This window comes from Saprospiraceae bacterium (assembly GCA_016715965.1).
Classification (GTDB): Bacteria; Bacteroidota; Bacteroidia; order Chitinophagales; family Saprospiraceae; genus Vicinibacter.
The window spans coordinates 2,864,908-2,888,692 of the sequence record JADJXG010000001.1; the positions used below are offsets into that span (position 1 = coordinate 2,864,908).

16 protein-coding genes are annotated in these 23,785 nt (G+C 40.7%); 8 read left to right on the top strand and 8 right to left on the bottom strand.

Going from position 1 to position 23,785, the window contains the following annotated elements:
• Positions 1 to 73: 73 nt before the first annotated feature.
• Positions 74 to 1,168 (top strand): Mrp/NBP35 family ATP-binding protein, encoded by a 1,095-nt coding sequence (locus IPM48_10885; GenBank protein ID MBK9272090.1) that lies wholly within the window; start codon positions 74 to 76, stop codon positions 1,166 to 1,168.
• Positions 1,169 to 1,179: 11 nt separating this feature from the next.
• Positions 1,180 to 1,989, top strand: a complete 810-nt coding sequence (gene pyrF / locus IPM48_10890; GenBank protein MBK9272091.1) for an orotidine-5'-phosphate decarboxylase — start codon at positions 1,180 to 1,182, stop codon at positions 1,987 to 1,989.
• 66 nt (positions 1,990 to 2,055) lie between these two features.
• Here pyrF and IPM48_10895 read toward each other — a convergent pair whose 3' ends face one another.
• The 4 genes from IPM48_10895 to IPM48_10910 all read right to left on the bottom strand — a co-directional run bounded on the left by IPM48_10895 (position 2,056) and on the right by IPM48_10910 (position 9,901).
• The gene (locus IPM48_10895) at positions 2,056 to 4,152 is read right to left on the bottom strand and encodes a PQQ-dependent sugar dehydrogenase (GenBank protein ID MBK9272092.1); all 2,097 of its coding nucleotides are present in this window, start codon (positions 4,150 to 4,152) and stop codon (positions 2,056 to 2,058) included.
• Between the two features lie 10 nt (positions 4,153 to 4,162).
• Positions 4,163 to 7,981, bottom strand: a complete 3,819-nt coding sequence (locus IPM48_10900; protein MBK9272093.1) for a leucine-rich repeat domain-containing protein — start codon at positions 7,979 to 7,981, stop codon at positions 4,163 to 4,165.
• A gap of 175 nt (positions 7,982 to 8,156) precedes the next feature.
• Positions 8,157 to 9,173, bottom strand: coding sequence for a UDP-N-acetylmuramate dehydrogenase (gene murB / locus IPM48_10905; GenBank protein MBK9272094.1), 1,017 nt, complete (start codon positions 9,171 to 9,173; stop codon positions 8,157 to 8,159).
• On the bottom strand, positions 9,170 to 9,901 hold the full coding sequence (locus IPM48_10910) for a hypothetical protein (protein ID MBK9272095.1): 732 nt from the start codon (positions 9,899 to 9,901) through the stop codon (positions 9,170 to 9,172). The genes murB and IPM48_10910 overlap by 4 nt, the downstream gene beginning before the upstream one ends.
• A gap of 67 nt (positions 9,902 to 9,968) precedes the next feature.
• On the opposite strand from IPM48_10910, the gene IPM48_10915 reads away from it, so the two are divergent.
• From IPM48_10915 to IPM48_10925, 3 genes are all read left to right on the top strand, one after another.
• Positions 9,969 to 10,772: a formate/nitrite transporter family protein gene (locus tag IPM48_10915; GenBank protein MBK9272096.1), complete on the top strand. Its 804-nt coding sequence runs from the start codon at positions 9,969 to 9,971 to the stop codon at positions 10,770 to 10,772.
• An 85-nt stretch (positions 10,773 to 10,857) separates the two neighbouring features.
• Positions 10,858 to 13,320, top strand: a complete 2,463-nt coding sequence (locus IPM48_10920; GenBank protein MBK9272097.1) for a TonB-dependent receptor — start codon at positions 10,858 to 10,860, stop codon at positions 13,318 to 13,320.
• Between the two features lie 19 nt (positions 13,321 to 13,339).
• Positions 13,340 to 14,002: a nicotinamide mononucleotide transporter gene (locus tag IPM48_10925; protein ID MBK9272098.1), complete on the top strand. Its 663-nt coding sequence runs from the start codon at positions 13,340 to 13,342 to the stop codon at positions 14,000 to 14,002.
• A 21-nt stretch (positions 14,003 to 14,023) separates the two neighbouring features.
• Here IPM48_10925 and IPM48_10930 read toward each other — a convergent pair whose 3' ends face one another.
• Both IPM48_10930 and IPM48_10935 read right to left on the bottom strand, forming a co-directional pair.
• Positions 14,024 to 15,187: an aminotransferase class I/II-fold pyridoxal phosphate-dependent enzyme gene (locus IPM48_10930; GenBank protein MBK9272099.1), complete on the bottom strand. Its 1,164-nt coding sequence runs from the start codon at positions 15,185 to 15,187 to the stop codon at positions 14,024 to 14,026.
• On the bottom strand, positions 15,184 to 16,503 hold the full coding sequence (locus IPM48_10935) for an APC family permease (protein MBK9272100.1): 1,320 nt from the start codon (positions 16,501 to 16,503) through the stop codon (positions 15,184 to 15,186). The genes IPM48_10930 and IPM48_10935 overlap by 4 nt, the downstream gene beginning before the upstream one ends.
• Positions 16,504 to 16,586: 83 nt before the next feature.
• Here IPM48_10935 and IPM48_10940 point away from each other — a divergent pair, with 83 nt between their 5' ends.
• Together IPM48_10940 and IPM48_10945 are read left to right on the top strand one after the other, a co-directional pair.
• Positions 16,587 to 17,900, top strand: coding sequence for a cytochrome-c peroxidase (locus IPM48_10940; protein MBK9272101.1), 1,314 nt, complete (start codon positions 16,587 to 16,589; stop codon positions 17,898 to 17,900).
• Between the two features lie 19 nt (positions 17,901 to 17,919).
• Positions 17,920 to 19,005, top strand: coding sequence for a glycosyltransferase (locus IPM48_10945; GenBank protein MBK9272102.1), 1,086 nt, complete (start codon positions 17,920 to 17,922; stop codon positions 19,003 to 19,005).
• Between the two features lie 213 nt (positions 19,006 to 19,218).
• Here IPM48_10945 and IPM48_10950 read toward each other — a convergent pair whose 3' ends face one another.
• Positions 19,219 to 20,487, bottom strand: a complete 1,269-nt coding sequence (locus IPM48_10950) for an alpha-hydroxy-acid oxidizing protein (protein MBK9272103.1) — start codon at positions 20,485 to 20,487, stop codon at positions 19,219 to 19,221.
• A complete protein-coding gene (locus IPM48_10955) occupies positions 20,487 to 21,776 on the bottom strand; it encodes a tyrosine--tRNA ligase (protein MBK9272104.1) in 1,290 nt (429 codons plus the stop codon). The genes IPM48_10950 and IPM48_10955 overlap by 1 nt, the downstream gene beginning before the upstream one ends.
• Positions 21,777 to 22,046: 270 nt before the next feature.
• Between IPM48_10955 and IPM48_10960 the strand changes: the two genes are divergently transcribed.
• Positions 22,047 to 23,297: an ABC transporter permease gene (locus IPM48_10960; protein ID MBK9272105.1), complete on the top strand. Its 1,251-nt coding sequence runs from the start codon at positions 22,047 to 22,049 to the stop codon at positions 23,295 to 23,297.
• The last annotated feature ends 488 nt before the right edge of the window (positions 23,298 to 23,785 follow it).

Below are 23,785 nucleotides of genomic sequence, written 5' to 3' on the forward strand. Positions count from 1 at the left end.
TAAAAACAGAAAAGGCTTCGGACATATTATAAACACAATGGATTAATTTTGGGATTTATTTAACAAATGATCAATGGATGAATTATTGGAAAAAATCGTAGGTGTTCTAAAGGGGATCCAAGAACCTGAGACAAAAGTTGACATTGTCAGCTTGAAAATGGTAAGAAATTTGAAAGTAATTGACCACAATATTTCTTTTGACCTTTATCTGCCCAATCAGAATTACAGCCATAAAGAAATCTTGTATTCGTCCATTGAAACAGCCATTCAACTAAATTTTCCTGAATATAAAGTGCACGCCCATTTTGTAATCAAATCGGCTTATGCAGAAACACCCAATGCATTGTTGCCACAAGTGTCAAACTTTATAGCAGTTTGCTCCGGAAAAGGTGGTGTGGGAAAATCAACAGTTTCAGTCAATCTGGCCATTGCACTGCACCGGATGGGTTTTAAAACCGGTCTGCTCGATGCGGATTTGTATGGACCCTCCCTTCCCACCATGATGGGTATTAAGAACATTCGTCCACAAGTCGTCGAAAAAGAAGGTAAAAAGCTTTTGGTGCCCGTTATGGCACAAGGTATTCCGGTAATTTCACTGGGCAATATTATTGAACCTGAACAAGCTGTTGTATTGAGGGGTCCAAGGCTTGCTGCCATCATCAAGCAGTTTTTTCAAGAGACTCATTGGCCCTCATTGGATTATTTGATCATCGATCTTCCTCCAGGTACCGGAGATGTTCAGCTGACACTTGTCCAAACCATTCCTCTGACCGGTGTAGTGATGGTGACCACTCCACAGGAAGTGGCCGTGATTGATGCGATAAAAGCTGCAAATATGTTTAGCATGGATCAAATCAAAGTCCCTATTTTAGGGGTAGTGGAAAATATGTCCTGGTTTGAACCGGAAGACAATCCAGGGAAAAAGTATTATATTTTTGGGCAACATGGAGGTACCCGTTTGGCACACTTTACCCATTCGACCGTATTGGGTCAAATACCAATTGTTGAAACTTTGCGGGAAAGGTCCGACAATGGGACTGTCTTTGATACCATAATAAATGAGAGTTACCCTGTTTTGTATTCCCAGATTGCTGCATCGCTCGATCAGAAAGTTCAGTTGCGCAATTCAATTTTATCTCCCACGCAGGCAGTTTTGCCTTCTATCTGAATCCAGAGTCCATGAAAAAAGATCAAGATTATCTCGCTGGGTTAATAAGACAAAAGAAGAGTTTTCTTTGCGTTGGCCTGGATCCTGATTTGTCGAAAATGCCTGATAGTTACACCACCAACGCAGCTCCTCTTTTCGAATTTTGTAAAGATGTTATTGAATCGACCAAACACACAGCCATTGCCTATAAGATCAACATTGCTTTTTTTGAAGCTTTTGGTCCTGATGGTTGGAAGCAATTGGAAGATCTTAGAGCGATCTTACCGGAAGAGTCTCTTGTGATTGCTGACGCCAAAAGAGCAGACATTGGAAACACCTCTGAGAAATATGCTCAGTACTTTTTTGAAAGATTAAACGCAGATGCATTGACATTGCATCCTTATATGGGAATAGACTCTTTGGACCCTTTTCTGGCTTATCCCGACAAATGGTCTGTTGTTCTTGCATTGACATCAAACCCCGGAGCTGCAGATTTTGAGCTTCAGAAGATGGCGGATGATTCTTACTTGTTTGAATTGGTTTTAAGAAAATTTGGGAATTCAACATATTCTGACCGTGTGATGTTTGTGGTAGGCGCTACCCATTCAACTTATTTGGAAAGAGTGAGAAAAAATGTTCCAGATGCTTTTCTATTGATTCCAGGCGTTGGGGAACAAGGTGGAAATCTGCAACAAACCATCTTGACTGGACGCAATCAGAAGGAAGGTTTGATTATCAATGTGGGAAGAAAAATTATGTATCCCAAAGGCAAGGACACCAAGCCACAAGATATTCAGTTTGCAGCTGAAGAATTCCATCGACAAATGAAGGAATTTTTTTGATTCAGCTCAAATCAGAAAAATAAGGATACCAAGCCACTTCTCTTCATTATTTAACAAGCCCGCAGCCTAATAAGACTGTTTTAGTATTTTAATTCGTTGGCGGATGTTGGTTTGGATAGATGTTACTTCAAGAAAGTATAGTCCATCTGGAATTTGCTGCAGGTCAATGATTACCGGAGAAAGAGATTCCTTATTTGTTTGACTTAAAATCAATCCAGCTTTTTGATCAAACACTGACACTACCACTGGTTTGGGGATTCGGGCATCCAGATCCAAGCGGAACAAGCCTGTGCCCGGGTTTGGATAAATTCTTAAAAAGTCAGCATTAGGATTGTCTAAAAAAGAAGGTACCAGGAAAATAGAGTCTGATTTTGGACTTTCGCAGTTGTTATGGTCGATTACGGATAATTGATAAAACCCTCTTTTGGATAAGATCAGTTCAGGGTCTGTACTGCTTGATTGAAAAATACCATCTAAAAACCAATTGTATGTAATAAATCCAGGATCGGTTCTTAAAGTGTCTCCAATGATCCGGATTTCTGGTTTGGCTGGTTTTGGGTGAATGGTGATTTCAATTTCCGGAGAGCTTTCAGACAAGCATCCTTGTTGATCAAGGGTCTTGAGTGTATAGGATCCAGATTTAGTGGCGGGAAAGTTTTTCTGATTGGAATTTTCTACCAACACGGAATCAAGGTACCATTGATAAGTAACAAGTTCAGATTCATCACATGCGATGAGCATGATGGTATCCCCTTCGCAGGCATTGGCCTTTAATATTGGAGTGATACAGGCAATTTTTGCTGGACTATTTTGCAACAGAAAATCTTTTTTGACCATACACTGACCTTGGCTGACTGTCACAGAATAAGATCCTGCAGCCAGATTTTGAATCGATGCAGTGCTGTCCCCATTGCTCCAAAGAAATTTCAAGTTGCTCCCTCCGTTCGTGATTTCAATTTTGCCATCTGATTTGCCATCACAACTTGGATTTGAGATGATCTCACGAATCGATAAATTACAGGTGTCGCTGATTCTGAAAATTGCTCCATTTGGTCCTCCTGTTCCGATATCGACAAGATACAGATTTCCTGCATGGTCTTCGCCAAAAGAAGACAATCGGAATCGTGTGTGGGTGTACATGCGCTGATTGTTAAAACTTGTGTCACTTTGCCTGTCTAATCCCCAGACTATGCCGCTGCAATAATCCCCATAGATGTATTTCCCATATAGATAGGAGCAACTGTCAGCGCGATAGACATAGCCACCAGTCACTGAACATCCAAGTACAGATTCGTCTCCCTTATAGGCGATGACCGGAAAAACATAGGTGTTTCTGGGTGCACAACCATTGAGATTAAATGTAGCGTCTCCTTCATAACACCTCCAGCCATAGTTTTCTCCGCCGGAAGAGTTTGAGGCTTGGAAATTGATTTCCTCCCATTCTCCCTGTCCAACATCACCAATCCATTGATCTCCTGTCAAACGGTCAAAGGAAAACCTCCATGGATTTCTAAGACCTATGGACCAGATTTCCGGTAGCAAAGAAAGAGATCCAACAAAAGGGTTGCTGGGGGGAATCTTATAACCAACCGTGGTGTCCACATCAATTCTTAGCATTTTACCCAGTAAACTTTTAGGGTTTTGCGCATAATTTTGTGGGTCGCCACCACTTCCACCATCTCCCATACCGATATAAAGATATCGATCCATGCCAAATTTAATACAGCCGCCATTGTGATTTCCATAAGGTTGCGGAATGTTTATAAGGATCCGCTCACTGAGACTATCTGCCTTATTTGGATTGTTAGGCCTAACCAGGTACTCTGCTACAATCGTATTTCCCGCTCCCTGAGCGCTGTAGTTGACATAAAACTTACCATTGGATGCATAGTCAGGATGAAATGCCATGCCGAGCAAACCTTGTTCATTTCCTCTGCTGTTGACCTTGCTGACAATATTCAGATAGGGATCGGGTAACAAAATTCCATTTTGAATAATGCGAATTCTTCCTTGTTTTTCTATGACAAATATCCGATCATCTCCAGCATGGGTCAGGTAAACAGGCAAACTCAGATTGCCCGTCACTTGAGTTAAACGGATGGCATTTTGGGCCAAGGAAAAATGGCTGATCAGAATTAAGAGAATGGAGAAAATTTTATTCATCGTCAATTTTTTAATTAAACACTGCATATTTGATCACATGACGATTGCCTTGTGTATCATTGAATTGAACAAAGTAAATACCCGGCGGACCTTGCCAATCCACCCAAACAGCTTGTTCTTGATGTAGATCGTTTAATCTATTTTTAAACAACAAGCTGCCATCTGAATGAAAAATTTGGAGAAGCAGACTTTTATGGAATTGTGTATTCAGGAAGTGGAATCCGGTTTGTGAATGATTTGGATTTGGAAATATTTTTATTTTGCTCAGCAGATTCAGATCTTCGGAACCAACATTCATTCTTACCACGAAGGAAAAAATTTGGATGCAATTATTTGCATCTCGCACGGTAAGGGTATAGTTTCCTCCGCTGAGATTATTCACAACAGAAGTGTTGGCTCCATGGGACCAACTGTACCGATAGGGTTCTTTTCCGCCTTTGATTACCACTGAAATCGATCCGTTGGCTGTGCCGTTGTCAGGCCTTATCAGGGTATCGGATACAAACATCACTGGAAAAGAATTTAAAGTAAGTCGGACGATGCTGTCACAACCAAAGCGGTTGGGGACTGGTAATTTGATGAAATGGATTCCGGGGGTTTTGTAAGTGCCTCCAAGATAGGGATAATCAAAACCAAAGCAAGCAGAATCGCTTAAAAATCGCATGCTGCTGGGCACATTGGAAATTTGTATGCACGCTGTATCCCTGCATCCATTATCAGCCTGAACAATCAAACAATATTGCTTTCCAGTATCAATACGGATGCTCTTACTTGTTTCACCAGTGGACCATTGATAAGACATAAAATCAGCATTGCTGGAAATAAAAGTGTCTCTGCCCTGGCACAAACTTTGGGGTCCAGTAATCTCTACAAATGGAGCGGAAGATGATTCCACTTCGACACAGGATGAGCCAAAGCAATTGTTTGCATCGGTTACACTTACACAATAGATGCCCGGACCATTGACAGTCAGCATCCTTCCGGTATGACCGGTAGACCACAAATAGCTGCTGTAATTTTCCCCGGCATCAAGGGTGGTGCTCTGTCCGGTACAATGAAATTTAAAACCACCAATTTCAGGCATCAGTTGATTTTGAAACCGTACATTGATCAATATAGTGCGTTCACAAAACTCCGTTCTTCCTTTTAATTCTACGACAAACAGACCCATGCTATCGACACTGATCTGTGTCCAGTTGCTGTCAGGGTGTGAAAAACGAATTGGTCCCGGCCCTGAAACCTTCCGCCAGGTATTTTGGATGATGTTGCCAGTAGATGATAAGACACCATCCATGCCGCAAAAAACTTTATTACCACCAGCAGACAATATGGGTCGTGGTATAAAATAAACTACCTGAGGTGCGGAATAAGACAGGCAAGGGTGTCGTAGGTTTACCTGCCCCTGTGTATTGTTTTTTGTTATGACTTGAGATACATAATAGGGAGTATCAAACTTGTACCTGGAAGGGTCAAAGGGAAATACACCATTTTGAGCAAAGCGAATCAGGCTTCCGATGGGTTGTTCGGGATTTGAATAGATGATGTAAACCAAAACATCGCCAGGACCCATAATTTGATTTCCAATGCCTTGGACATCTACATTTTGACCCTCACAGATTCTAAGCGTATCCAATCTCATGTCCCCAGCCAACCCTGTGCATCCACAATCATGGTTTCCGGAAACAGTAAGTAGGCAACTTTTCGAATCTTCAATTTCGATGAAATAATTGGATTTGCAATTTTGAAACGGGCTGGAATAGCCAAATGATGTAGTGTCAATCGATCCCATACCTGATTTAATCTTGTATGGTGGAGTTCCACTCCGTATGTAAAAACGGACCGAATATGCAGAATCATTTCCTATCTTCGAAAAAGAAAGACTATCGGCCAACATTTTTGGTAACACCTCAAAATCATAAGACAAATCTGCAGTGGTATCACATGCATTTGCTGCGCGCATTTTTAAACGGTATAACCCAGAGCTTAGATTTTTTAAATTGATGAAAGTGTCAGTTGAGTATTTATAAAGGGAATCATTGACAAACCATAAATAATGGCTAGCTCCAAAGACAATGGGCGCCGTATAAAAATGATCATTGCCATCCGGACAATAAGCTTTGGCACCATTGATTGCTCCATTTTGATTGAGTTGCAAATCTGTTTTTCCCTGAATGACTTTGATTAAAAATTCACAGGTATTACCCCTGCATCCGTCTATGATTATTTGATAGGTCTTTCCTTTTACAAAACCACCTCCTCCAATGGTAAAAGGCTGATTGCTGCATTGGCTTTGACAATAGAGCGGAGCCTGATCCAGACAATCTTCTTGAATCAACATCTGTATTCCTTCGTATCTTCCTGTGCTATCTTCCACAACATTGCAATTTCTGGGAAAAACCTCTAGTACAATGGTGTCATGGGTAGCAATAAATAAGAGGTGCGATGAATTTTGTAAGCTTAAAGAAGAGTCGCAATAATACAAACGGCTGGTATCTCTCTGGCCGCTAAACAACAATCCGCAATAATCATGAAGGTTCCTTGTGCTGCATAAGACGGGAGCATCTGCACATTGTCTGCCAGCCAGAGGTTGATTGCATCTTCCAGCTTCAAATACTACAACGCGGCTTCTTCCAATTTCAATTTCAAAATTGTTGAATCGATCATTCCGAACTGAACCAGAATAGTAACCTTCATCGATCTCAGATGCATTGATAATTTGATAAAAATTTTGATCCGTAATTGTGAGGTCTTCGTCGTCTTTTATCCATTTGTAATTGTTGTCAGGGACATTTCCATCCACATTGAGTCGTATGGCATAATTTGTACCAGCAGTAACATATAAAATACTATCCAGTGGAATGGGTTTTTGTGGATTAAATTCAAAATAAACATTTCTTGGCATGTTGAGGAGTGGGATCAAATCCTCAAATGAAAATAAATTATTTTTGATATCCAGTCCAAACGGGGGCACATTACCCCAGGATCGCACCAAACTATAATCCGGAATCGAACTAAAATTGTTTTCCTCGATTCTCAAACTGATCAATGGGGCATTTGTCCAATCCGGTACCATGCCGGTAAAATGGTTGTTGTTTAACCACACACTTTGCAAATTGGTCAAAGCGCTGAAGGCTGGTGAAATGTTGCCTCTGAATTGATTGTTGGAAAGATATAGTTCTCTGAGGTTGGTGATCGCGCTAAGGCCGATTGGAATTACCCCAGAAAATTGATTGTTGCTCAAATCCAATACCCGTAGAGACGTCATCGAAGAGAGTTGTTCTGGAAGGGGGCCGTAAAACTGATTACCAGCAAGAATCAAGTCTTGCAGAAAAAAAAGTGAAAGAACTGAACCTGGAAATTCTCCTGTTAATTGATTGTTGGATAGTGTGAGGTAACGCAGTCCGGTAATGTTCTTAATGGATGGGGGGATTTCTCCGGTAAGTTGATTGGCTTCAATATTGAGGTCCAGCAATTGATTTAGAAAACCGATGTTGCCGGGAATTGGGCCGGTTAATTTATTGTCATAGAGATAGAGCAATTGGAGATGACTGAGATTGGCCAATTCTACAGGTAAAGTTCCATCCAGATTAAGCCCCTGAAGTCTCAATGCAATCACGCATCCGTTGGCATCCAGCTCTACACCATACCAGGTATGGATGGGCTGAGCCAAATTCCATCGGACTAGCCATTGTAAACCATTGGTGCTTTGATACAATTTAACCAAAGCCAATGAGTCAGAAGCTCTGTTCGATTGTATTGGGTTGATGGTGTTTGAATACATACCGACATTTATTCCCCACCAAGTAAGTAGCAAAAACAAATAATGCATTTTTCAGTAATTCTTTATGTTGAATATAAAATTTACAACATTGCTTAAGAAATAGCGAAATGTTCGCGGGAAATTCCAGTTAAAATTACAAATATTTCAATGGTCTATTGAGAAAAATTCGTAGTAAATTATAATGTAATATATAAAAGTTTGATATTAAGAATGAAACTTATGGCTATGACCATATGTGAACTTCTTGTTCCAACTCAATGCCAAACATTTTTTGGACAGAGGCCCTGATCTCATCCGCTAACAGGATTATTTCCGGAGCACTCCCGTTTCCATAATTTACGATGACAAGTGCTTGTTGTGTATGGGTTCCAACGTTGCCTTTTCGTATCCCTTTGAAGCCTGCTTCCTGGATTAACCAGGCTGCTGGAATTTTGACCTGATTGTTTGCAAGATGGAAGGCCGGAATATTTGGAAAGCTGATTTTTAAAGAATCAAAATGACTTGAGCTCACTACAGGATTTTTAAAGAAACTGCCTGCATTGCCAATGATTGTCGGATCCGGCAATTTTGAAGTTCTGATTTCAATCACTGCATTGCTTACATCTTTGGGTGAGGGTTGGAAGATTCCTTTTGCTTTGAGATGGCTGTGGAGATCTCCATAGTCAAGTTTGAGTTTGGCTGTCCTGCTCAATTTCAAATGTACATGAGTGATGGCCACCTTTCCTTTAAGTTCATGCTTAAAGATACTGTCTCTGTAAGCCAATCGGGCACCTGTTCTATTGATGGACAAATTTTTTCCTTCGGGTAAATGCACCCCCTCACAACGCACAAAAGAATCTACAAGTTCGACCCCATAGGCCCCGATATTTTGAACGGGTGCAGCGCCAACAGAACCCGGTATCAGGCTCAGGTTTTCCAAGCCAAAAAGACCGTTTTCGATGGTCCAAAGTACAAGTTGGTGCCAGTTTTCGCCGGCGCCAATCCGAAGAATCACTTCATCTCCCGTGTCGTGGATAATTTCCTTTCCTTTTATCTCCATTTTGATCACCGGTCTGGAAAGCTGGGGCATCATAACTATGTTGCTGCCTTCTCCCAAAAGATAATACTCATGGGGAGCACATCCAAAGAAAGAATCCAACTCAGATTCTTTATGGACAATTAGCAAGGTCGGACAAGCAGAATCCAATTGGAATGTATTGAATTTTCGCAAACTGATCATGGCGCGTTTGGTTTGACTCATGATTGATATTGAGGTCTGATCTTATTTTGCCTGGATTTGAATAGTTGTGTTTTGCTTAGTATCCCAATATTAAAACTCAAGGCTTGATCTGCTCCGGCACCTATCCTGGTATAGAGATACATCGAATACCCACCGACTCCTCCACCGACCGCAAGTTCTAGGACATAAGTTCGAAAGAAAGTACGCTTTAGTCCTGGATAATTTTTGCTTAGCCCAAACCATTCTGTGCGATTCATTTGGACCCCAAGCCCGGCGCTGTAACCGATTAATTTGTCGGTACTGGTACCACTCAAAGCGCCATAATTGTATTTGAGCAAAATGGGAAAGCCAATGGCGCCAAGCCCTTTGTATTCCTGGAGGTCTAAGGATAGTGGAGCAAAGTTGGCGGCTGCTTCCAAGGCTATTCCATTGTTTTTTATGCCATGGGAAAGTTGGACGCCAATGGGAATGCCCGAAAAAACAGCTCCTGACGACCTGCTGTGCATGGATTCTTTGGTGTAGGGATTGGTGTAAATTTGGTAAACATCTATGCCAGCAATGATAGATGTTTGGAATTGTGCATTAATAGGGTAGAATGAATTCAGGAAAATAAAGGTGAAAAAGCCAATAGTGATTAAAATTTGCTTGGATTGCATGCCCAAAAGTAGTTTATTGAATGAGAATATTACTCCGAAAAATTTTAAAATAGATGGATTGTTCGCGTTTGGAAGGATTGTGATTGATTTCATACGGCTATGTAGATTTTTAAGAGAAGGGTTTCCGATCTATATTTACATTTGAAATAAAAATTGGCCCATGGATCCAAATCATATCATTTCTAATGCTTTCCCTCCCAGAGAAATCGCTCGAATGGTCGAGGACTTTGGCGTTGTCAAATCCAAAACAGCAGCCTGGACCATTCTCATTCTGGCTATCTTGGCAGGAGCATTTATATCCTTGGGTTCCATCTTTTATTTATTTGCAATAACGGGTAGTTCATTGGGATTTGGAATCACCCGAATCATTGGTGGTTTGTGTTTTAGTTTGGGATTGATCTTAGTGATTATAGCAGGAGCTGAATTGTTTACCGGAAACAACCTAATTGCCATGGCATGGGCCAGCGGAAAGATAAAGACCCGTGAAGTATTCAGAAATTGGCTACTAAGTTATGCCGGCAATGTGATTGGATGCCTTATTACAGTTTTATTGGTTTATCTGGCAGATCTCGGTTCTTTTGCTCAAGAAGAAATCAGGCAAAATGCTTATAAGCTCGCAGAGGCAAAGGTCAATCTAACTCCTACTACTGCTTTTTTTAGAGCGGTCTTGTGCAATGCGTTGGTTTGTCTTGCCGTTTGGTTGACCCTTGGTGGTCGTAGTTCCACCGACAAAATTTTGTCAATTGTCTTTCCTGTGACCGCATTTGTCACACTGGGACTTGAGCATTCGATTGCAAATTGGTTTTTTCTACCCTATGCGTTCATCTCTGGTGGAAATCTTTCAATGGACTCGATTTTTAGTAATTTGGTATTTGTGACCTTGGGAAATATCGCCGGGGGAACCATTTTGGTGGCAAGTGTTTACTGGTTTGCCTATTTAAGTCCCCGACAAATCGGAGATTAAGGGCTAAAAATTGTTTTTTAATTATGTTTAAGAAAACGCAACAAAGATTAAACAAAGCTGTTGTACTTGGCTTAAATATCAGCCAATGAATTGTTTAAAGTACCCAGGTTTCTTTTCCATTGTTTTTTTCTTTTTTGTTTGTTCTTCATTCATTTCAGCACAAAGCGGGGTGTTGATTGGTAAAGTGATCGACTCTGAGACTCAATTGCCTTTGACGGGTGCCATTGTGCGCCTGGAAGAAAGCGAGTTGGGTATTGTTGCAGACCTGGATGGAAATTTCAAATTAACTTCCATCCCTCCGAAATCCTACAATATAACTGTCTCAATGCTTGGGTACAAGCCGGAAACTAAATTCAATGTGGTGATTACAGCCGGCAACAGCTCCCAACTTAATTTTGAATTGCAACCTGATTCAAAGGCTCTTTCAGAGGTTGTAGTATCGGTAAATAAAAGCACAAGAGTGGCCAAGGTGGAAACTCCTTTGTCTATTCAAAACCTTTCAGCAGAAGAAATCAAGAGCAATCCTGGTGGAAATTTCGATATTTCGCGGGTGGTTCAGGCTTTACCTGGAGTAGGTGGAACATCTGGAAATGGTAGTTTTAGAAATGATCTGGTCATCAGAGGAGGTGGACCGAATGAAAATGTTTATTACCTGGACGGAGTCGAAATTCCAGTCCTCAACCATTTTTCCACCCAGGGAGCTGCAGGTGGGCCCACCGGAATGTTAAATGTTTCCTTTATTGAAGATGCCACCTTATCCAGTTCGGCTTTTCACGCCCGATACGACAATCCACTTTCAGCTGTTTTGCAATTTAAACAGAGAGACGGCAATAAAGATCGCTTTCAGGGCAATTTTAGATTGAGTGGTACGGAAGCTGCTCTGACGGCAGAAGGGCCTCTAAGCAGTAAAACAAGTTTTTTGGCATCCGCCAGAAGGTCTTACCTCGATTTGTTTTTCTCATTGATCGATCTTCCCATCAGACCCAACTATTGGGATTTTCAGTACAAACTGACTCATCGGATCGATGCAAAAACCACCATCACCGCCATCGGACTCGGGGCCATTGATGAATTTACTTTTGCCTTACCGAAGAATGCCACTCCCGAAAATCTTTATGTACTCAGCAGCAATCCGATCATTAACCAATGGAACTATACCCAAGGATTTACCCTGAAAAGAATTAGAAACAAGGGCTATTGGAATTTGACCTTTAGCAGAAATATGTTTAACAACCGCCTGGACCGGTTTCAGGATAATTTTGACGGGAAGCAAAACGACGAATCGAAACGCAGTTTGAAAATCATTGGTCAGGAGATTGAGAACAAATTGAGGTTTGAACAAATTTTGGTCATTGGACCCTGGAAATATTCTTTTGGAGCCAATGGACAATATGTCAAATACAACAATGATGTTTTTACCAGGGCAAGACCTGAGATCAGAGATAGTTTGGGTAACATCATTCAACCCGCCATTTCTTTTGATTTTCTGACCGCGATAGACTTTTTTAAATATGGAATTTTCGGACAGATCAACCGCAGACTTCTAAACGAAAGACTTTCTCTTTCCTTTGGAATCAGATCGGACGCGAATTCAATTTCCAATGTGGGTGCCAAAAATTTAGTCAACACCCTAAGTCCAAGATTAAGTGCTTCCTATGCTCTGAATAATGATTGGACAATCAACGCCAGCGCAGGAAGATACTACAAATTATTGCCCTATACAAGCCTTGGCTTTAGAAATGAGACTGGCAATTTGGTCAATTCTGATTTGCCCTACATCAGGTCAGAACATCTGGTAATGGGTTTGGAATTCGTGCCTAGGTCTAATCTGAGATTTACACTGGAAGGATTTTACAAATGGTATTCAGATTATCCGGTAAGTGCCATAGACGGAATTTCTCTGGCCAATCTTGGAGGTGATTTTGGAATCATCGGTAACGAATCAATCCTGTCGGTTGGTAGTGGAAACACATTTGGATTTGAATTTTTTGCACAACAAAAACTGGCCAGAAATTTATTCTATACTGTTTCCTATACCTTTTTTCATTCGAGATTTGCCGGAGTAGATGGTCAGTTGCTCCGATCCGCCTGGGACACCAGACATCTCCTGTCTTTATTGGCAGGATATAAATTTAAATACAATTGGGAACTCGGAATCAAGTACCGTTACCAGGGAGGAACTCCTTATACACCCTTTGATCTTGAAAGGAGCAGGGTCAATTACCAGGTGGATGGAAGAGGGACATTGGATTTCACCAGATTAAACGGAAACCAGCTCCCGGCCTTTTCTCAAATGGATCTTAGGATTGATAAAAAATGGAATTTTAAAAAAATAACATTTGATCTTTTCATAGACGTTCAGAATCTCCTCGTGACCAACAATCCCGGATTTCCATCTTATACTTTTAAAAGAACAGTCGACAATACTAATTTTGAGACAACGGATGGAATGCCGATTAAACAAGACGGATCCAATGCCATTCCTATTATATTGACAGAAAGCGATCCGACGGTTGTGCCAACCATTGGGTTCATTTTGGAGTTTTGATGGTAAAGTATTCCTTTTGATGGAAGAGTCATTTTTTTCAGTAGGCCGTTTGATGTTTTCAATTTTGGGTTATGGAGTAAGCTACATCGAATTTTTAGGGACCATTTTTGGGATATGCGCAGTTTGGTTGGCTGCTAAATCAAAGATGTTAACCTGGCCCGTTGGCCTGATCAATGTTGTTTTGTTTTTTATGATTTATTTTCAGGTGCAGTTGTATGCTGACATGTTTCTGCAGATTTATTTTTTTGCCATCGGTTTGTACGGCTGGATATTTTGGAAGAAAGAAGAGGAGCAAAGAAAATCGATTCATGCACTGAATCGATTTGAAATTGTGCAAGCTCTGATTTGGATTCTACTATTGACTGCTGTGTTGGGTTGGATGATCTCCAAAATTCATCTTTGGTGGCCGGCTTTATTCAATAAAGAAGCTGCCTTCCCATATTGGGATACATTGGTAGCTGTGGCCAGTATTTTTGCAAATACCTTGTTGGCGAGACGGGTGATACAAAATTGGCCCATTTGGATCGCAGTAGATTTAATTTGCATAGTTCTGTATATCTCCAAAGGAATTTATTTTGTGGCCTTTGAGTTTGTAATATTCACCCTATTGGCATGTTTGGGTTGGTATGAATGGAATAAGAAATTCCAACTGCAATCGATGAAATCTATTGCGACTACCTGAAGCCAGGTTCGATATATTTGGTCAGGATAATTTTTTGAATGCATTTTCAAGATCGCTGATCAGATATTCTGAATTTTCCAAGCCGATATAGAATCGGATCATTCTGTGATCTTGTTTTTCTCCGTCAAATTCCATTCGTTGGAGGCCAGCACAACGCGGAATAATAAGACTTTCATGCCCTCCCCAGCTGACGGCCATTTTGAATGCGGTGAGTTCTTCACAAAATCTTTCGATCTTATTGAGATCCTTGCATTTTAATACAATGGACAACAAGCCACAGGCTCCTGACATTTGTGAGTTGGCCAAATTGAACTGATCAAAATCCGGATCAAGCGGGAAAAAAAGTTTTTCTACTTCTTCTCTTTGTTTTAAAAATCTCAGGACATTTTGAGTTGTTTTTTGGATTGCCTCTAACCGGACGGGTAGGGTCCTGAGACCCCGAAGCAGTAACCATGCATTGAATGGTTGAATACCATTGCCTGCCAAAAGATATTCTAGATCAAAGATTTTCCGGAGCAGCGTTTTTCTTCCGGACAGAACTCCCGCAACCACATCGCTGTGTCCGCCTATGTATTTGGTAGCTGATTGAAGTACCAGATCAATTCCCATCTCAATGGGCTTTTGAAACAAAGCTGTACAATACGAATTGTCCACAACGGTAAGTATGCCTTTTTCTTTGGCCATTTGGCTGATGGCTTTCACATCCTGGATTCGAAAATCCCAACTGTTGGGAGATTCCAGATAAATAATCTTGGTTTGATCTGTTATTTTTTTTCTGAATTCTTCCGGGTCTTTGCCTTCTACATATTGAGTATTAATTCCAAATTTTGGAAGGAAAGAATCGAATAACTTTTGTGCCCAGGTATAGACACCACTTACGGCTATAATTTGATCACCTGATTCAACAAAGGGTACCACCGAAGAGAAAATAGCAGCCGCTCCGGAATTAAATACCAAGGCATCTTCTGCCCCGTCCAATGCGGCCAATTTCTTACGGAGAATGTCCACAGTGGGATTGTGTCCTCTACTGTACAGATAACCGCTGTATTCATTATGCAATCTGCTTCGAAGTTCATCGACAGTGTCAAACGAGAAATTGCTGGTCTGCACGATGGGTGGCGCAATGGCGTTGTAGTATTCGTGGCGATCCTCCCCAAGTTCGTTTAAGATATAGGATAAATTCATATTGTATTTTTTCGATTGAAATATTTTATTAAAGCAAAATACAGTAAGACAAACCCACAAAAAATGAACAGTCCAGTTAAACTTAAAAAAGGATTATCGATGGCTATGCTGAAAGCGACAAAGAGATAGCTCAAAATAAATACAAGGGTGGTCAATGGAAACCACCACAACTTAAATCCGATGTTTTCAGAATTTTTCTTTCTAAAGTAAAATAGGGTGGCAGCCCCTAGTGCCATTCCTGCAGAATCCAAAACCATGACAAATCCCATAATCTGGTCGAATGTTCTTGCCCAAATGAGAATGATTAAACTGATGAAGGTGAAAACATACAACCAGATTTTGGGCTGATCCCGAAGCAATGGTTCTTTAGTAGGGTGAGGCTTACGGTGATCCTCAGCCATGGCCTGCATAATTCTGGGATTCGTCATTAACATCACATTCAAATAAGATTGCGCACCAATAAACAAGAGAGCAGAAAATGTTAATAATCCAATGGTGCCAAAAACTTTCTCACCCACAATGGACGCAATACTGGTAGCAGTTTTCAATTCATTAAATCCAATGATTTTGAAATAGGAATAATTTGCACCCAAATACAAAATAACCACTATCAACATACCCAGCACAATGCTTTTGGGAATTTTGCTTTTGGCTTCTTTTGCATCACCACCAAAGTTGATCGTGTGTTGATAACCACCATAAGTAAAACATACTGCGACTAGAGCAAGTCCAAGTGATTGCAAATCATTTCTTTGGTATCCATTGAGATCTGAGAGTGGTATCGGGATCTGTTGGTGGTCAAAAAAGAACTGACTGAAGATGATCATGATCAGCATTCCTATTTTTAAAATCATCAGAGCATTCAATGTGTTTGCACTCAATTTGAGTCCTCTGGTATTGATGGTAAAGAAAATCAAAATACTTAGCGCTGCAATCCATGATTTTGCTGCATCATTGAAAATTATCCAGGATCGTAAGGTAGCGCCAAGGTAGTCCACACCGATCAATGCAATCCCACCCAGCGCTGCAGCATTGGCAATGACAATGATGGCATTCAGTGCAAAGGCGATCGAAGGATGGTAACACTCTGCAAAAATTTTATAATAACCACCGTTTACTGGATTTCTGGCGCCGATTTCCGCAAAAGTCAAAGCTCCGCAAAGTGCAATTACACCTCCTAGGATCCAGGCTGCAAAAAAGATAAAAGGAGTTCCCGACGCCATCGCCACATCAGATGCTGTCCTGAAAATGCCCATACCTACCACCAGTCCGATGGTGATCATGGTGAGAGAAAACAAACCGAGTGATTGTTTCATATTGATTCAGCTGTAAATATAGATTCTTCATCTTCATCAGCAAGTTTTGATTTTTGATTGCCTACATTTGTGGAGAAATGAAAATGATACGGATCATTTTGTGGGCTGTTTTTTTAAGCTTATTTTCTTGTGGTTCAGATCCTGAGCTGACCAGCGAGATGTTGATCAGGAGGCTGGAAGAATTAGAACCTGATTTAAAGTTGCGGGCCTTTCTATTGCCCTCTTCAGATAGTTTTTCTCTGATTCCTCAGGATTCGCTCAATCCCGTCAATGCATTAAAAGTGAATCTTGGCCGACTTTTGTTTTTCGATCCGGCAATATCTTTTGATCCAAAATGCAAAGCCGCCTCAAAAACTTTCAGCTGTGCAAGTTGCCATTTTGCAGAGGCAGGGTTTCAGGCTGGTTTGAAACAAAGCATTGCAGGAGGAGGGCGAGGGTATGGTTATTTAAGACATAAGCATCCCCTTTGTGACAGTATGGACCTGGATGTTCAGATGATCCGAACACCCAGCATTCTTAATGTGGCCTATCAAGAAGTGCAGTTGTGGAGTGGAAAAATTGGAGGACAGGGAATGAATGCAGGACTGGATTCTTTGTGGCGGGGTGATGCTTTTTTATCATTGAATCAATTGGGTATGTCTGGCGTGGAGACTCAGGCCAGAATTGCCTTAGAGGCACATGGGATGCGCATGAGTCCTGAATTGCTTTTGGAAACTAACTATAAACAGTTATTCGATGAGACCTTTCCAAATGAAAAGGATGATCTGCGCTACAGGAGATTTAGTATGGCAAAGGCCATTGCGGCGTTTGAGCGGACGGTTATGGCCAATAAGTCTGCCTGGCAGAACTGGTTAAGGGGAGATACCATTTCCTTAGATAAAAGTCAATTGCATGGCGCCTGGCTTTTTATTGGAAAAGCGGCCTGCTATAGATGTCATTCCGGACCGGCGTTGAATTCTATGAGTTTTCACGCTTTGGGGATGAATGACATGGAGGGTCCGGATATAATTCGAAAAGACAGTTCTAATCGACATCGATTGGGTAGAGCAGAGTTTACCAAACGGGCAGAGGATTTATACAAGTTTAAAACTCCTCAAATCTACAATCTTAAAGATGTAGAATACCTTGGACATGGGGGTAGTTTTTGTAGTGTTGAGGAAGTGGTGAGATACAAGAATTTGGCCATTCCTCAAAAAAAGTCTATATCTAAGCAATACCTTTCGCCTTTGTTTCAGCCTTTGGGATTGACAGAGAAGGAAATAAAAGACCTGGTGAATTTTATAGAAAACGCCTTATGGGATCCCGATTTGACCAGATATCAGCCTGCAAAACTACCATCCGGTTTATGCTTTCCAAATGCAGATCGGATGTCCAAAGAACAATTAAATTGCTTATGAATCGTTGAAGTTTTTAATCTTGAAAACCAAACTTATTTATCTCATCACCACCTCTGATTGGTCCTACGATCAAAGATTGCAACGCATTTCAGAAAGTTTGCAAAATGCAGGATATGCAATAGTTCCAATCTCCAGATTAAAGCATAAGAAACAAATCCTTTCACCCAATCACAGAACCATAAGTCCTTTGTTTGAGAGGACACTTTTATTTTACCTGGAATATAACATCCGCTTGTTTTATATTCTCCTGATCAATCAATGGGACATCGTTTACAGTGTGGACGCTGACAGCTTGCTGGCAGCTTCTTTGGCAAAGTGGCTCAAGCGCAAGCAATTGATATTTGATGCGCATGAATACTTTGAAGAAAGTCCGGAAATTGTAAACAAGCCCTTTGTAAAATGGGTATGGGAATCCATTTGTAAATTTGGCATCCCCAAAGCAAATTTATGTTTGACCGTTTCCCAATCCCTGGCAGATACATTGGGTAAAAAATACAATGTAAATTTTTTAACCATCCGGAATCTCCCTCTGCAAAAGGAATCCGGTGGTGTTTATGCTCCATTTGAGAAAAAAATCATTTGGTACCAGGGTGTTTTGAATGTGGGAAGGGGCCTTGAGCAGATGATTGCTGCGATGGTTCGTTTGACTGATTTTGAATTGCACATGGCAGGAGAAGGTGACTTGTCCAATGACTTGCGTAAGTTGGTGGATGAGTTGGGATTGTCCTCACGTGTAAAATTTTTAGGCTGGAAGCATCCAGATCATTTACACCAACTGGCTTCTGAAGCTTGTATTGGTATCAATCTGTTGGATGGATTCAGCGGTAATTACTATCATTCATTGGCCAATAAGACTTTTGATTATATTCAGGCAGGTTTACCCGGTATTCACATGGATTTTCCGGAATACAGAAATTTGAAGAAGCAATATGGTGCTATCCAATTAATCCCTGAACTTTCGGAAGAAAGCATCATAGCTGCAATAAAACAGATGATTGATCCCGTTTATTACACGCAATTGAAACAAGAATGTTTTGCAGCTGCAAAAATTTTAATCTGGGAGGAGGAAGAAAAATGGCTGCTGGAAGGCTTGAAAAAAGTGTAAAATAAAAGCCTTATTATTTCACATCCTCCTTTTTTACCTGCTACCTTGCTCGTTTCCGGATTTGCTTTCTAAGCTTTTGACCGGCATTGAGTATGTCATGGATGATTGAAATAAACAAGGAAAGGTCTTGAGGGTCTAGTGTAATTTTTAGGCATGAGCTTAATGAAGAGAGATTCATATACACTAAGATTGTTTAATCATTTTTTTGGTCGTCTATTTCTTAGCCAATTTTTCCTCTGTGATGGACTCAATATTTGGACAGCCAGCCAATTTCATGGTGATCTCAAATTCTGCCAGGATATTTTTTGAGATTTCAACAACACCCTGGCTACCGTTGATAGCCATTCCATAGACATAAGGTCTTCCCAAAAGCACAGCTTTGGCACCCAAGGCCAAAGCAATAAAAATATCTGTGCCGGTTCTAATTCCACTGTCAAGAATGAGCGGATAATCTTGTGGTATAATTTTTTTTATTTCTACCAATGCTTCAAGACTGCTAAGTACTTTGTCTATTTGACGGCCTCCATGATTTGAAACCACAATCCCATCAATTCCTATATCATGTGCTTTTTTAGCATCATTTGGATGTAAAATGCCTTTAAGTAAAACAGGAATATTGGAAATTTCTTTAAGCCAACGGATGTCCTCCCAGTTTAATTCGGGTCTGCTGTATATTTCAATAAAATTTCTGACGGCCTTAATCGGTTCTTTGCTTTTTAAATTACTCATATAGGATCCTGGATAATTCCTGAGTAGTTCGTGAAGCAATCTCAATTTTTGGAAGATATTACCGGTTGACTTTTGGGTATGCAGATTGACGTCTTGAAGTAAGGCCTTAAAAACAGGATCTGAAGTATACTGGGCTATCCCCAGTCCTCGAATAAATGGTAAATACGCATTGTTTAAATCTCTATGTCTCCAACCCAGGGTGGTCGTATCCAAAGTGAGTACGATGGCTTTGGCACCACAAGATTCTGCTCTATATACAAAACTTCTGACCAGTTCTTTTGACTTGCTAAAATACAATTGAAACCAAAAGTTTTGTGAATGCAAAGCCCTTGCAATTTCTTCCATCGGGGTGGAAGCCTGATTTGAAATGATCATAGGAATCTCGGTTTGCTTGGAAGCTTTTGCCAAAAGAAGATCTCCTTTTGGTCTTGCAAGATCAAGCACACCAACAGGCGCATACATGATGGGCCAAGGTAAATCCAATCCCAAAATTTCTCTATTGGTATTTAAATTTTGAATACCGGAAGCTACAGCAGGAACAATATTCCATGAAGAAAAAGCAATTTGATTATTCAGAATACCTTCTTCCTGTCCGGCACCGGTAGCAATGTATCCAAATGCATTTTTTGAAAGAATTTTTGAAGCCTTTTGCTCCAGAGTTTTAAAGTCAATGGGTAGTTTGGGTTTATGCCCCATTGCACCTTCGGTGTATATCTCTTTTTGCCTATCTGCTGGATTGAAAATGGGAAACATCAATTTTCAATGATTAAAATGTATTTATTTTTTTTGCCGTTTTCGATTAGAATAAATTTTTCTTTTAGCAAATCGGAAACCTGCACCCTGTGTTCGATTTGAGATATTTTATACTTGTTAATGGTCAATGCATTGCTTTGAACGGCTCTCCGTACTTCACTTTTAGAGCTAAAAACAGGACAGAATTCAGTCAGTAACTGGGTCAACTCGATCCCATTTGCCAATTCACTTTTTCTCAAATGAAAAGAAGGAATTTCCTTACTGACCTGGCTTAAATCATGGATGTCCAGACTGTGTAAAAATTCGGTAGAGCTGTCTTTTCCAAAGATAAGCGAACTGACTTTTTCAACACTTTGCAGTGCTGCTTCTCCATGAATCCGCTCGGTGATTTCAGCAGCAAGGATTTGTTTGAGCCTTCTGGGATCATCCCGGTATTCAGATTCCAACTGTTCGATTTCTTCGCATTCTTTAAAGCTGAAGTAACGAAAGAGCTTTGGCAAATCTGCATCATCCGCATTTAACCAAAATTGATAAAACTTGTAGGGACTGGTCAACTCTGCATCCAACCAGATGTTCCCTTCTTCCGATTTTCCAAACTTGCTACCATCGGATTTGGTGAGCAGGGGAGTAGTGATCGCAAAAGCTTTACCATCCGCAATGGTTTTTGAAATATAATCTGTCCCGGCAATGATATTTCCCCATTGGTCCGAACCTCCCATTTGCAACTTGCAGCCATAATCCTTATAAAGACAGTAAAAATCATAGGCTTGCAGGAGCTGGTACGTAAATTCAGTGTAAGATATTCCTGTTTCTAATCTTTTTTTTACAGATTCTTTGGACAACATGTAATTGATGGTCGTGTGTTTGCCCACGTTTCTGAGAAAATCCAACACATTCATATTCTTGTAAAAGTCAAAATTGTTGACCATTACTGCCGCATTCTCTCCTTTTTCGAAGTTTAAGAACTTATGAAACTGTCTTGATTGAGCCAGGATATTGGCATCGAGCTCATCGATGGTCTTCAGGACCCTTTCCTTGTCTTTGCCGGAGGGATCGCCGATCCTGCCAGTTGCTCCACCCATCACCACCAGCGGTTTATGACCACAACGCTGAAAGAGGCTCAACAACATGATTTGTACATAATTGCCCAAGGTCAGTGATGGAGCCGTTGGATCAAAACCTATGTATCCTACACACATGCCATCTTGCAAATGCTCCTCCAATCCGGGAGTATGGTCATGGAGCATGTTCCTCCTCTCTAGTTCTTTTATAAAACTTCTTCTGGCCATCTTGTTAAGCTTCTTCTGTCGATTATTGGGGCCAAAGATACAGCCAGATTGTATAATAATGGATTTACAAGTACAAATGCATTGCAATTCAATGTGAATCAAAGCAGAAGCCGATTCTTGCTGGAGAATCATTGTTTAAATAAAGTATGATTAATAAAGAATCCAAATAGAACTGCAATACAGAAATAGTATTTCGTCCATTCCTGGAGTTAATGGACCAGAGTACTGTATCTTTGCGTCCGCACATTATCAGCTATTATTTGCATTAAAATGGATGTTAGTCGGTTTATCGCCCAAAAGACCTATGGATCATTCAGTCGGTCACTGATTCGCAACATTATTCGAATTAGTATAATATCCACTGCACTGAGCATGGCTGTGATGATTGTCGCCGGTTCTGTTTTTGAAGGTTTTAAATCACAAATTGCATCCAAGGTGTTTGGCTTTTGGGGTCATATTCATGTGACAGATTTGCAGGTTAGCAGAAGCATTGAACCATTTTTAATTTCTAACAGCGACAGCATTGTTGATTTGATCAACCGAGCAGATTACAAGTCCATTGGACTGAGGGAAGATGCCGTTTCAGAAACAGAAAGATTTGTGGTGCTTCCTGCGATTATAGGAAACCATCAGGGACAGGAGGGCCTGTTCTTAAAAGGGGTAGATCCTGAATTCAATCCTTCCTTTGCAAAAGAATTCCTGAAGGATGGACAATGGTTGGATTTTGCGGACAGTCTTTTTTCGAGGGATGTTTTAATTTCTGAACAATCGGCCTTGAAAGCCAAAATAAATGTAGGTGACGCGGTGATTGGTCATTTCGTACTGGATGGTAAAATGATCAAAAGAAAACTTAAGGTAACTGGAATTTATCGGACTGGTTTGGAAGAATATGACCGCAAGTTTGCCATCGTTGATATTCGTTTGCTTCAGGATCTGCTTGGATGGAAACCCGATGAAGTAACAGGGATTGAAATTTTTGTCAAAAATCTATCGCAAGCTTCTGTCATTAGTCAATATTTGTACGAAGAAGTACTGCCTTCCAATCTTTACTGTGAAACCATCCGCGAAAAATTTCCAAATATTTTTGAATGGCTTGCCCTGCAAGACATCAACCGCAGCTTTATTTTGGGTCTGATCTTATTGGTTTGTATCATCAACATGGTCACTACCACTTTAATTTTAATTCTAGAGCGGACACAGATGATTGGTTTGTTGTCTGCATTGGGAATGGATCTTTGGAACCAGAGAAAAATATTTATCCGTTATGGGATTCAGATTGTATTCAAAGGAATTTTGTCAGGTATGGTTATCGGGATCGCAATATGTTTGATTCAATGGAAATGGAAGTTGATCAAACTAAGTGAGGCAGACTATTACCTCGATCACGCTCCGGTGGCTCTGAATCCAATCACCTGGTTTATCCTGGCTCTTGTCTTTTTTATCACCATAACGGCAAGCCTTTTGATCCCTTCATGGCTCGTATCTAGAATTCGTCCTGTAAATGCCCTCCGATTCAGGTGATCCATTAAAATTCATCGCACCTGTCCAAAATAAGTTTAAATTTGAAATGTGACCATTGATTTACAAGTGAGTACTAATTTTGAATCGTTATTATAAAATTGAACCCCCATAACAGTTATTGCGATTTAAAAAATTTCTTTTGTTTATCAAACTTCACGTAAGTTACTTTCTTTTGGCCGTCAAAAGACGACTGAACGATCTGCGAAGCAGTTTTGAGCAACAGCTCAAAAAGTGAAGGAGCCCCCACCAATAAATTGGGGGCAAGGCGCAAGGGATAAAACAAAGATAGCTCGCTGTTTCAATTCTCCGCTTTCGCGGTTCACTTCGCCATCGCACTGTCGTACGATGGTATCCTGCGTGGCAGGATACTTCGCTACGATCACCTCGCTCACCCAACTGCAGCTCTTTCGCTATGTGACTGACTGGTGGTCCCCATACGGGGAACATTGGAGTGACACAAAGTCACTCCAAAAGGAGGGAACCGTCCC

Excerpts from the sequence above, each read along its gene's own strand:
- IPM48_10885 (MBK9272090.1), top strand. The coding sequence starts at position 74 with ATGGATGAATTATTGGAAAAAATCGTAGGTGTTCTAAAGGGGATCCAA.
- pyrF (MBK9272091.1), top strand. The coding sequence starts at position 1,180 with ATGAAAAAAGATCAAGATTATCTCGCTGGGTTAATAAGACAAAAGAAG.
- IPM48_10895 (MBK9272092.1), bottom strand. The coding sequence starts at position 4,152 with ATGAATAAAATTTTCTCCATTCTCTTAATTCTGATCAGCCATTTTTCC.
- IPM48_10900 (MBK9272093.1), bottom strand. The coding sequence starts at position 7,981 with ATGCATTATTTGTTTTTGCTACTTACTTGGTGGGGAATAAATGTCGGT.
- murB (MBK9272094.1), bottom strand. The coding sequence starts at position 9,173 with ATGAGTCAAACCAAACGCGCCATGATCAGTTTGCGAAAATTCAATACA.
- IPM48_10910 (MBK9272095.1), bottom strand. The coding sequence starts at position 9,901 with ATGAAATCAATCACAATCCTTCCAAACGCGAACAATCCATCTATTTTA.
- IPM48_10915 (MBK9272096.1), top strand. The coding sequence starts at position 9,969 with ATGGATCCAAATCATATCATTTCTAATGCTTTCCCTCCCAGAGAAATC.
- IPM48_10920 (MBK9272097.1), top strand. The coding sequence starts at position 10,858 with ATGAATTGTTTAAAGTACCCAGGTTTCTTTTCCATTGTTTTTTTCTTT.
- IPM48_10925 (MBK9272098.1), top strand. The coding sequence starts at position 13,340 with ATGGAAGAGTCATTTTTTTCAGTAGGCCGTTTGATGTTTTCAATTTTG.
- IPM48_10930 (MBK9272099.1), bottom strand. The coding sequence starts at position 15,187 with ATGAATTTATCCTATATCTTAAACGAACTTGGGGAGGATCGCCACGAA.
- IPM48_10935 (MBK9272100.1), bottom strand. The coding sequence starts at position 16,503 with ATGAAACAATCACTCGGTTTGTTTTCTCTCACCATGATCACCATCGGA.
- IPM48_10940 (MBK9272101.1), top strand. The coding sequence starts at position 16,587 with ATGATACGGATCATTTTGTGGGCTGTTTTTTTAAGCTTATTTTCTTGT.
- IPM48_10950 (MBK9272103.1), bottom strand. The coding sequence starts at position 20,487 with ATGTTTCCCATTTTCAATCCAGCAGATAGGCAAAAAGAGATATACACC.
- IPM48_10955 (MBK9272104.1), bottom strand. The coding sequence starts at position 21,776 with ATGGCCAGAAGAAGTTTTATAAAAGAACTAGAGAGGAGGAACATGCTC.
- IPM48_10960 (MBK9272105.1), top strand. The coding sequence starts at position 22,047 with ATGGATGTTAGTCGGTTTATCGCCCAAAAGACCTATGGATCATTCAGT.